Origin of the sequence: Streptomyces bambusae (assembly GCF_020532645.1) — a bacterium.
Lineage (GTDB): Bacteria > Actinomycetota > Actinomycetes > Streptomycetales > Streptomycetaceae > Streptomyces > Streptomyces bambusae.
The window spans coordinates 19,518-28,318 of record NZ_JAJAUZ010000091.1; the positions used below are offsets into that span (position 1 = coordinate 19,518).

The 8,801-nt window shown below is 73.0% G+C and carries 9 protein-coding genes; 3 read left to right on the top strand and 6 right to left on the bottom strand.

Going from position 1 to position 8,801, the window contains the following annotated elements; all coding sequences use genetic code 11:
* Positions 1-81: 81 nt before the first annotated feature.
* The 3 genes from LG634_RS34945 to LG634_RS34955 form a co-directional block, all read right to left on the bottom strand.
* Entirely contained in the window at positions 82-1,071 is a 990-nt protein-coding gene (locus tag LG634_RS34945) for a malate dehydrogenase (protein WP_226740132.1), read from the bottom strand.
* Between the two features lie 252 nt (positions 1,072-1,323).
* A complete protein-coding gene (locus LG634_RS34950; protein ID WP_308072746.1) occupies positions 1,324-1,899 on the bottom strand; it encodes a DUF3017 domain-containing protein in 576 nt (191 codons plus the stop codon).
* The gene (locus LG634_RS34955) at positions 1,889-2,839 is read right to left on the bottom strand and encodes a bifunctional methylenetetrahydrofolate dehydrogenase/methenyltetrahydrofolate cyclohydrolase (protein WP_226740137.1); all 951 of its coding nucleotides are present in this window, start codon (positions 2,837-2,839) and stop codon (positions 1,889-1,891) included. Before LG634_RS34955 ends, LG634_RS34950 begins: the two co-directional genes overlap by 11 nt.
* A 236-nt stretch (positions 2,840-3,075) precedes the next feature.
* On the opposite strand from LG634_RS34955, the gene LG634_RS34960 reads away from it, so the two are divergent.
* The gene (locus LG634_RS34960) at positions 3,076-3,663 is read left to right on the top strand and encodes an RDD family protein (RefSeq protein WP_226740139.1); all 588 of its coding nucleotides are present in this window, start codon (positions 3,076-3,078) and stop codon (positions 3,661-3,663) included.
* 108 nt (positions 3,664-3,771) lie between these two features.
* Here the strand turns inward: LG634_RS34960 and purH are convergent, their stop codons facing one another.
* Together purH and purN are read right to left on the bottom strand one after the other, a co-directional pair.
* Entirely contained in the window at positions 3,772-5,337 is a 1,566-nt protein-coding gene (gene purH, locus LG634_RS34965) for a bifunctional phosphoribosylaminoimidazolecarboxamide formyltransferase/IMP cyclohydrolase (protein WP_226740140.1), read from the bottom strand.
* Positions 5,334-5,957, bottom strand: a complete 624-nt coding sequence (gene purN / locus LG634_RS34970) for a phosphoribosylglycinamide formyltransferase (RefSeq protein WP_226740143.1) — start codon at positions 5,955-5,957, stop codon at positions 5,334-5,336. The genes purH and purN overlap by 4 nt, the downstream gene beginning before the upstream one ends.
* Before the next feature lie 206 nt (positions 5,958-6,163).
* Here purN and LG634_RS34975 point away from each other — a divergent pair, with 206 nt between their 5' ends.
* Positions 6,164-6,715, top strand: coding sequence for a hypothetical protein (locus LG634_RS34975; RefSeq protein ID WP_226740145.1), 552 nt, complete (start codon positions 6,164-6,166; stop codon positions 6,713-6,715).
* A 126-nt stretch (positions 6,716-6,841) separates the two neighbouring features.
* Here the strand turns inward: LG634_RS34975 and LG634_RS34980 are convergent, their stop codons facing one another.
* Complete coding sequence (locus LG634_RS34980) at positions 6,842-8,401, bottom strand: cell division protein PerM (protein WP_226740147.1); 1,560 nt, start codon at positions 8,399-8,401, stop codon at positions 6,842-6,844.
* 116 nt (positions 8,402-8,517) lie between these two features.
* Here LG634_RS34980 and LG634_RS34985 point away from each other — a divergent pair.
* On the top strand, positions 8,518-8,801 hold a 284-nt coding region (locus LG634_RS34985; protein WP_226740149.1), incomplete at its 3' end, for a helix-turn-helix domain-containing protein.

An 8,801-nucleotide genomic window follows, 5' to 3' on the forward strand; every position in this document is an offset into this window, starting at 1 on the left:
GGTATTCACGCCAAAGCGCCCCGGTAGTGGTTTACCGGGGCGCTGGCGCGTTCATCTGGGGTTTTCACCCCCGAGGGGGCCTCAGATCAGGCCGAGCTCGCGGACCGCGTCGCGCTCCTCGACGAGCTCCGCGACGGAGGCGTCGATGCGGGTGCGGGAGAACTCGTTGATGTCCAGGCCCTGGACGATCTCGTACTTGCCGTCCTTGCAGACGACCGGGAACGAGGAGATGAGGCCCTCGGGGACGCCGTAGGAGCCGTCCGACGGGATGCCCATGGAGGTCCAGTCGCCGTCGGCGGTGCCGTTGACCCAGGTGTGGACGTGGTCGATGGCGGCGTTCGCGGCGGAGGCCGCGGAGGAGGCGCCACGGGCCTCGATGATCGCCGCACCGCGCTTGGCGACGGTCGGGATGAAGTCGTCGGCGAGCCAGGCCTGGTCGCCCACCACCTCGGCCGCGTTCTTGCCGGCGATCTCCGCGTGGAAGATGTCCGGGTACTGGGTGGCCGAGTGGTTGCCCCAGATGGTCAGGCGCTTGATGTCGGAGACGGCGGCACCGGTCTTGGCGGCCAGCTGCGAGATCGCGCGGTTGTGGTCCAGGCGGGTCATCGCGGTGAAGCGCTCGGCCGGGACGTCCGGCGCGGCGGCCTGGGCGATGAGGGCGTTGGTGTTGGCCGGGTTGCCGACGACCAGCACGCGGATGTCGTCCGCGGCGTTGTCGTTGATGGCCTTGCCCTGCGGCTTGAAGATGCCGCCGTTGGCCTGGAGCAGGTCACCGCGCTCCATGCCCTTGGTGCGCGGGCGGGCGCCGACGAGCAGCGCGACGTTCGCACCGTCGAACGCCTTGTTGGCGTCGTCGGTGATCTCGATGCCCCGGAGCAGCGGGAACGCGCAGTCGTCGAGCTCCATGGCGGTGCCCTCGGCGGCCTTCAGGCCCTGCGGGATCTCCAGGAGGCGCAGGTTGACCGGCACGTCCGCGCCGAGCAGGTGACCGGACGCGATGCGGAAGAGCAGCGCGTAGCCGATCTGGCCGGCGGCGCCGGTGACGGTGACATTCACGGGAGTGCGGGTCATGGCCTTCTCCGTTAGACAGCTGGCGGTGGGGCGTCCCTGCCCCATGTGCTGGGGGACGCCGCTTCGCTGTGAATCTTGACGTGAAGAGACATCCGCGGTCAGGCTATCCGACCCTGCCTGCCGCCGATCCCCACCCCCATGTGGTACGCCGCACACGGGGGCAGGGTTTTGAAGGCCGAAGGGCCGTTCGAGGTGCGAAAACCACCCGGGCGGGCCAATCGCGGGCCCGGTCCGGCGGCCGGCCGCGCCGGTTCAGCGGACCGTGAACCGCACGGCTTCCTCCAGGAACGGCAGCGTCAGCCACGGTTCGGGCTCCGCGACCAGCGCCAGCAGCGTGATGGCCACGCCCAGCAGCCCGTACGTGACCATGTCGGTGAAGCGGGACCGCACGGCGAGCATGCCGACCGAGGGCAGCATCCGGCGCATCACCGCGGCCGCGATCAGCGCCACGCCGATGATCAGGCAGCCGATCCGGAACCGGTCCAGCGCCGTGAGCAGCAGCCCGACGGCGGTGGCGCCGAGGACGGCCAGCATGGGCCACTGGCGGGCGGGCGCCGGGGCGTCACCGGGGGCCGCCCGGCCGCCGCCCTCGGGGCGCGCGGTGTCCCGCGTGACGGACGGGAAGCGGCGCGAGACCCGGGGCGGCTCGGCGTCGGGCTCGGCGGGGACGGGCTCGGCGGGGGCGGTCTCGCGCCCGGCCTTCCGGCCGGGCTCCGCTTCCTGCTTCCGGCCGGGCTCCGGCTGCCCCGCCCCGCCCGGCTCCGGCTTCCGCTCCGGGCGCTCCGGCTCCGAGCCCGAGGCCGGGCCGCCCTCCCGCTCAGCCAGCACGGTGCCCGTTCCCGTCCGCGTCCGCGGCCTCGGCCCGCTCCTCCGCGATGCGTTCGGCGACCGCCGCGTCCTCGGCCGCACGCCGCTCGGCCGCGTCCCGTTCCGCCGCCTCGACCACGTTGACCAGCAGCTGAGCCCGGGTCATGGGGCCGACGCCGCCCGGGTTCGGGGAGATCCAGCCGGCCACCTCGGCGACGCCCGGGTGCACGTCGCCCACGATCTTCCCCTGGTCGTCGCGGCTGACGCCGACGTCGAGCACCGCGGCGCCCGGCTTGACGTCCTCCGGCTTGACCAGGTGCGGCACGCCGGCCGCGGCCACGACGATGTCCGCCCGCCGCAGCTGGGCCGACAGGTCGCGGGTGCCGGTGTGGCACAGCGTCACGGTGGCGTTCTCCGACCGGCGGGTGAGCAGCAGCCCGATGGAGCGGCCGACCGTGATGCCGCGTCCGACGACCACCACGTGCGCACCGTCGATGCCCACACCGTGGTGGCGCAGCAGCTCCACGATCCCGTACGGCGTACAGGGCAGCGGTCCGGGCTCGTTGAGCACCAGCCGGCCCAGCGACATGGGGTGCAGACCGTCGGCGTCCTTGGCCGGATCCATCAGCTCCAGCACCCGGTTGGTGTCGATGCCCTTCGGGAGCGGAAGTTGGACGATGTACCCCGTGCACTCGGGGTTCGCGTTGAGTTCACGGACGACCGCTTCGATGTCCTCCTGCGTGGCCGTGGCGGGCAGTTCCCGCTGGATGGACGCGATTCCCACCTCGGCGCAGTCCCGGTGCTTGCCGTTGACGTACCAACGGCTCCCCGGGTCGTCGCCGACCAGCAGTGTGCCCAGGCCGGGGGTGACGCCCCGTTCCCTGAGCGCCGCCACACGGGCGGTCAGTTCGGACTTGACAGCGGCTGCCGTGGCCTTGCCATCGAGAATCTGGGCGGTCATGCCGTCCATCCTCCCGGATGGACGGGCCCCGGTTCCACTTCGAGCGGCCCGGCGGCCCGCGAGGTTGCACTTGCACAACGGCTCGCGCATCCAACTGGACAAGTACAAGCCGGTCCGGCAACGATGACCGAAATAAGTAGTGCCGCGGGCAGTGCCGGGGGGCGGACCGCTCAGAACCACCCTGTTCCTCCACACGGGCCGCGCGTCCCCGCACTTCCACGGAGGAACTCCACAAGATGAGCTTCGGCGACCCGAACAACCCGTACGGCCAGCAGCAGCCTCAGCAGGGCCAGCCCGGCTACGGCTACCCGCAGCAGGCCCCCCAGGGCGTCCCCGCGCAGGGCAACTACGGCTACCCGCAGCAGGGCCAGCAGCCCTACGGCGGCGCCCCCGGTTACCCGAACCAGGCGGCCGTGCAGCAGCAGTACGCCGGCTGGGGCTCGCGCTTCGTCGCGCGCATCATCGACGGCCTGATCGTCGGCATCCTGCCCGTGATCCTCATGGTCACCAGCATCGACTCGTCCACGGGTGAGATCGGCGGCCTGTACTACGTCGGCATCCTGCTGGCGATCGGCGGCAGCCTGTTCCTCTCGTACCTGCTCGGCACCACCGGCCAGACGCCCGGCCGCAAGGCCGTCAGCATCCAGGTCCTGAAGGAGTCCACGGGCCGCCCGCTCGGCTTCGGCATGGCCTTCGTCCGCGGCCTGCTGGACTTCATCAACGCCCTGCCCTGCTACGTCGGCTACCTGTGGCCGGCCTTCGACGCGAAGAAGCAGCACTTCGCGGACAAGATCGTGGGCAGCGTCGTCGTCAAGAAGTTCTGACGCCCGCACCGGCAGACGTCGGTAAAGGCCGAAGGCCGTATCCCCAGTCGGGGATACGGCCTTCGGTCGTCTGCGGGGCGGTGGCTGCCGTCCGGCAGCGGCCGCCCGTCAGTGGAAGAAGTGGCGGGTGCCGGTGAAGTACATCGTCACGCCGGCCGCCTTGGCCGCCTCGACGACCTGCTCGTCACGGACCGAACCGCCCGGCTGCACCACGGCCTTGATGCCCGCGGCCGTCAGGATCTCCAGCCCGTCCGGGAACGGGAAGAAGGCGTCCGACGCGGCGTACGAGCCGCGCGCCCGCTCCTCGCCGGCCCGCTCGACGGCGAGCTTCGCCGAGTCGACGCGGTTGACCTGGCCCATGCCGACGCCGACCGAGGCGCCGTCCTTGGCAAGCAGGATCGCGTTCGACTTCACCGCGCGGCAGGCCCGCCAGGCGAAGGACAGCTCGGCCAGCTCCTCGGCGGACAGCGCCTCGCCGGTGGCCAGGGTCCAGTTCGCCGGGTCGTCGCCCGCCGCCTGGAAGACGTCGCTGTGCTGGAGCAGCACACCGCCGCTGATCGGCTTCAGGTCGCCCGGCTGCTGCGGGGTGCCGGCCACCTTCAGGACGCGGATGTTCTTCTTCTTGGCGAGGACCTCGACGGCGCCGTCCTCGTAGTCGGGGGCCGCGATGACCTCGGTGAAGATCTCGGCTACCTGCTCGGCCAGCTCGACGGTGACCGGGCGGTTGACGGCGATGACGCCGCCGAACGCCGACAGCGGGTCGCAGGCGTGCGCCTTGCGGTGCGCCTCGGCGACGTCCGCACCGACCGCGATGCCGCACGGGTTGGCGTGCTTGATGATCGCGACGCAGGGCTCGTCGTGGTCGTAGGCGGCGCGGCGGGCGGCCTCGGTGTCCACGTAGTTGTTGAAGGACATCTCCTTGCCGTGCAGCTGCTCGGCGTTGGCGAGCCCGCCCGGCTGACCGTCCGTGTAGAGGGCGGCACCCTGGTGCGGGTTCTCGCCGTACCGCAGGCCGGCCTTGCGCTCCCAGGCGCCCGCGAGGAACTCGGGCAGCACCGCGCCCTCCTCCGGGGCGTACGCGTTCGTGAACCACGAGGCCACGGCCACGTCGTAGGCGGCGGTGTGCTGGAAGGCCTCGGCCGCCAGGCGCTTGCGGGCGGTCAGGTCGAACCCGCCGTCCTTGACCGCGGCCAGCACGTCGGCGTACCGCTCCGGGCTGGTCACCACGGCCACCGAGGGGTGGTTCTTGGCGGCGGCGCGCACCATCGAGGGGCCGCCGATGTCGATCTGCTCCACGCACTCGTCGGGGGTGGCGCCGGAGGCGACGGTCTCGCGGAACGGGTACAGGTTCACGACGACCAGGTCGAACGGCTCGACGCCCAGCTCGGCCAGCTGCCGCTGGTGGTCCTCCAGGCGCAGGTCGGCGAGGATGCCGGCGTGCACGCGCGGGTGCAGGGTCTTGACGCGGCCGTCCAGGCACTCGGGGAAGCCGGTGAGCTCCTCCACCTTGGTGACCGGCACGCCCGCGGCGGCGATCTTCGAGGCGGTGGAACCGGTGGAGACCAGCGTGACGCCCGCCTCGTGCAGCCCGCGGGCCAGCTCCTCCAGCCCGGTCTTGTCGTAGACGCTGACAAGCGCGCGGCGGATGCCGCGCTTGGTACCTTCGGCGGTCACTGGATCGTTACCTTTCGTCCCTCAATGCGGTAGCCGTGCCGGGCCAGACGCCCCACGACATCGACGAGCAGCCTGCGCTCGACTTCCTTGATGCGCTCATGGAGCGCGGCTTCGTCGTCCTCGTCCCGGACCTCCACCACACCCTGGGCGATGATCGGACCGGTGTCCACGCCGTCGTCCACGAAGTGGACGGTGCAGCCGGTGACCCTGGCCCCGTAGGCGAGGGCGTCACGGACCCCGTGGGCACCGGGGAAGGCCGGCAGCAGCGCCGGGTGGGTGTTGACGAAGCGTCCCCCGAAGCGGGCCAGGAACTCCTTGCCCACGATCTTCATGAACCCCGCGGAGACCACCAGGTCGGGCTCGTACGCGGCGGTGGCCTCGGCCAGTGCCCGGTCCCACTCCGCACGGGTCGCGTGGTCCTTCACGGAGCACACGAAGGTGGGGATTCCGGCTTTCTCGGCCCGCTCCAGGCCGGCGATCCCGGCACGGTCGGCACCGACGGCCACGACCTCGGCGCCGAAGCCCTCGGCCCCTTCGGGGTGGGCGGCGATGGCGTCGAGCAGGGCCTGGAGGTTGGTGCCGGAACCGGAGACCAGCACGACCAGGCGGGAGGAGGCCATGGGAGGCCCTTTCTCACGGGGTGCGACTTGTATGGTCGTACAAAAACGCGGGCTCCCTCGATACGGGGAACCCTACGAACCGACCGACCGCCTGCAACGATACCGGCACACCGGACAGCCCCCGAGGGACGGGTGGACGGCCTGGGGGTAGCGTCTGGCGTACAGCCCATCGAGGACACGACGACGCAGGGGAAGAAACGCACCCGATGCCGGACCCACGCCAGTCCCCCACAGACGACAATCCGTTCGCGGCCCCGCCGGAGGACCGGCCTGACCAGCCCTGGCAGCCGCGTGATGGAGCGGGCGGTCCGGGCCAGGGCGGCCAGGGCGGCGACGGCGGTCCGTCGCCGGAGCCCGGCGGCCCGGCCGGCCCCCGGCCCGGCCGGTGGGACCCCACCGACCCGGCCCAGCGCCGTGCCCGCTACGCGCTGCTGGGCGGCATGTGGGCCTTCTTCTTCGTGCTCTTCGGCATCCCGTCGATGGGCCTCCTGCTGGGCGCCCTGTCCCTGTACTGGGGCATCAGCTCGCTCCGTGCGAAGACCAAGCCGGAAGAAGCCCGCCCCCAGCTGACCGCCGCCGTCGCGGGCCTCCTCACGGCCGCCGTCGCCCTGGTCCTCACGGTCGGCACGTACACGGTCCAGCTCACCTACAAGGACTTCTACACCTGCCGCGACGACGCCCTGACCAAGACCTCCGAACTGAAGTGCAACGACCTCCTCCCGAAGGGCCTCAGGGACCTCATCGGGGTGAAGAAGTAGCGGCCGGGCAACTCCGGCCCGTCGGCCGCAAGGCCGGACCGCGGGCAGAATCCAGCCCGTCCGGCGTTTGAGGACCGGGGTCCGGGGCGGAGCCCCGGAAGCCGACCGCAGGTCGGCCCGCCCCGGTCACGGCATCCGCTTCCGCCGCACGTAGACGAGCGCCCCGACCGCCGGATCCAACGCCGTCACCGACTGCTCCGGCGAGACCGCAGCCACCGGCGCCGCATCCGGCACGGCCCCGGGATCCGGCCCGACGGGGACCGCCGGGACGGCCGCCGCGACCACGGCCGGAACCGGGGCAGGGCCCGGAACCGGGTCCCGGAAGTCGGGGAACAGCGTCCCCGAAGACCGCCGCAGCGACTCCCACCGCAACTCCCGCGCCCCGTGCCAGCCGCTCAGCTCCGGCACCCCCGCCGGCTCCAGCGGCTCCGGCCGCCCCCGCTCCCGCCAGGCCCGTACGACCATCGCCACCGGCACCGACACCACCAGCGTCCACGCACAGGCCGCACCCCCGGCCGCCCACCACACCGGCCCGAACTCGGCCAGCCGGCCCGACCCCATCGGGCCGCCCGCCATCGCCGCGGCCAGCGCGGTCAGCAGCCCGCAGACCACCGCCCCGCCGGCCGCCGTGCCCGTGGTGTCCCGGAACCGCGTGTCCGCCCCGTCCCCGTCGACCGCGAACCGCCCGACCACCACCCCCGCCAGCACCGGAATCCCCAGCACGGCCCAGGTCAGCGGCGTTCCCGGGCCCTCCGGCGGCAGCGCGGCCAGCAGCGGGAAGCGCGGCAGCGCCGGTTCCCCGGCGAAGGACAGCGGGGTCGCGACCGCCGAGCCGCCGAGCGCGAAGCCCGGCCCGAGACCGTACGAGGCCCCGAACACGGCCGCGTTCGGGATCAGTGCCAGGGCCAGCAGCAGCACCGCGAACCGGCCCGACCAGACCCCGGTCAGCTGGAGGAACGATTCCTGCGCCGCACTCGCGTGCCACACAAGCGAGGCGCCGACCAGCAGCGCACCCCCGCCGAACAGCGTCACCGCACCGGCGACCCCGGCCCGCACCGCCCGCGCGTTCCGGGGGCGCGCGAGGACGGTCCGTACGCCCCTCGGCACCCAGCCGGGCAGCGGCCCCCACGGCCGGCCGCGCGCCGCCCACACCCCGCCGGCGGCCGCGGCGAAGGCCACCAGCGGGACGTGCCAGGCCGCGCTGAGCGGGTCGGCGGGCAGCGGGCCGCCCGCCGCATAGGCCGTCGCGGCGGCCCCCACGCACAGGTATCCGCAGCTCACGGCCGAGAAGACGGCCACCGCGGAGAGCCCGCCCCCTTCGTCGGACTCGTCTTCGTACACCGCCAGCCGGGCGGCCCGCCGCATCAGCCACACCGGCAGCGCGACCAGCAGCAACGGGGTCACGCCGACCGGTGCCGGCACCCCGGAGAGCGTGTCGTACCTGATCAGCTCGGTGCCGTGGGCCAGCAGCCAGAGGCCGGCGGCCACGTGGAGCGCACCGCCCGGACCGCTGTCGGGGTACGGCGAGCTGATCCACAGCACCATGACGAGGACGGCCAGGGAGCCGAGTCCCAGCCCGGCGGCGACGGCGCCGCCCAGTACACAGGCGGCGGCCGCGGGCGAACGGCGTCGCCCGGACCGCTGGCCCGCCGGGAAGGAGGGGCCGCGTTCGGTCACGTGGGTCACGACGCCATGGTCCCAACGACACGCGCTGAGGGCTCGTAACGGGCGAATGGTCGTGGTGTCGCCCAATATACGTTTATGTACTTTTTCGCCCAGGACAGCGCAGCGGGGGGTCCGGCATGACACAGAACGCCCACCCCGCCGCCGGCCTGCCCCTTCCCTCCCCCAAGGAGCGGCGCAGACTGCGCGAAGCCGGCGGCCTCGGCCATGAGGAGATCGCCGAAGCGGTCGGAGTGACCGCCAGCACCGTCCGCTCCTGGGAGGCCGGACGCACCGAACCCCGCGGCCGCAAGCGAGAGGCCTACGCACACTTCCTCGTGTCCCTGGCCGACCCGCCCCCGTCCCCGCCCCCGTCCGCGGCCGGTTCCGGCGCGGCGGGCCCCGGGACGGACGGGCCACCGGC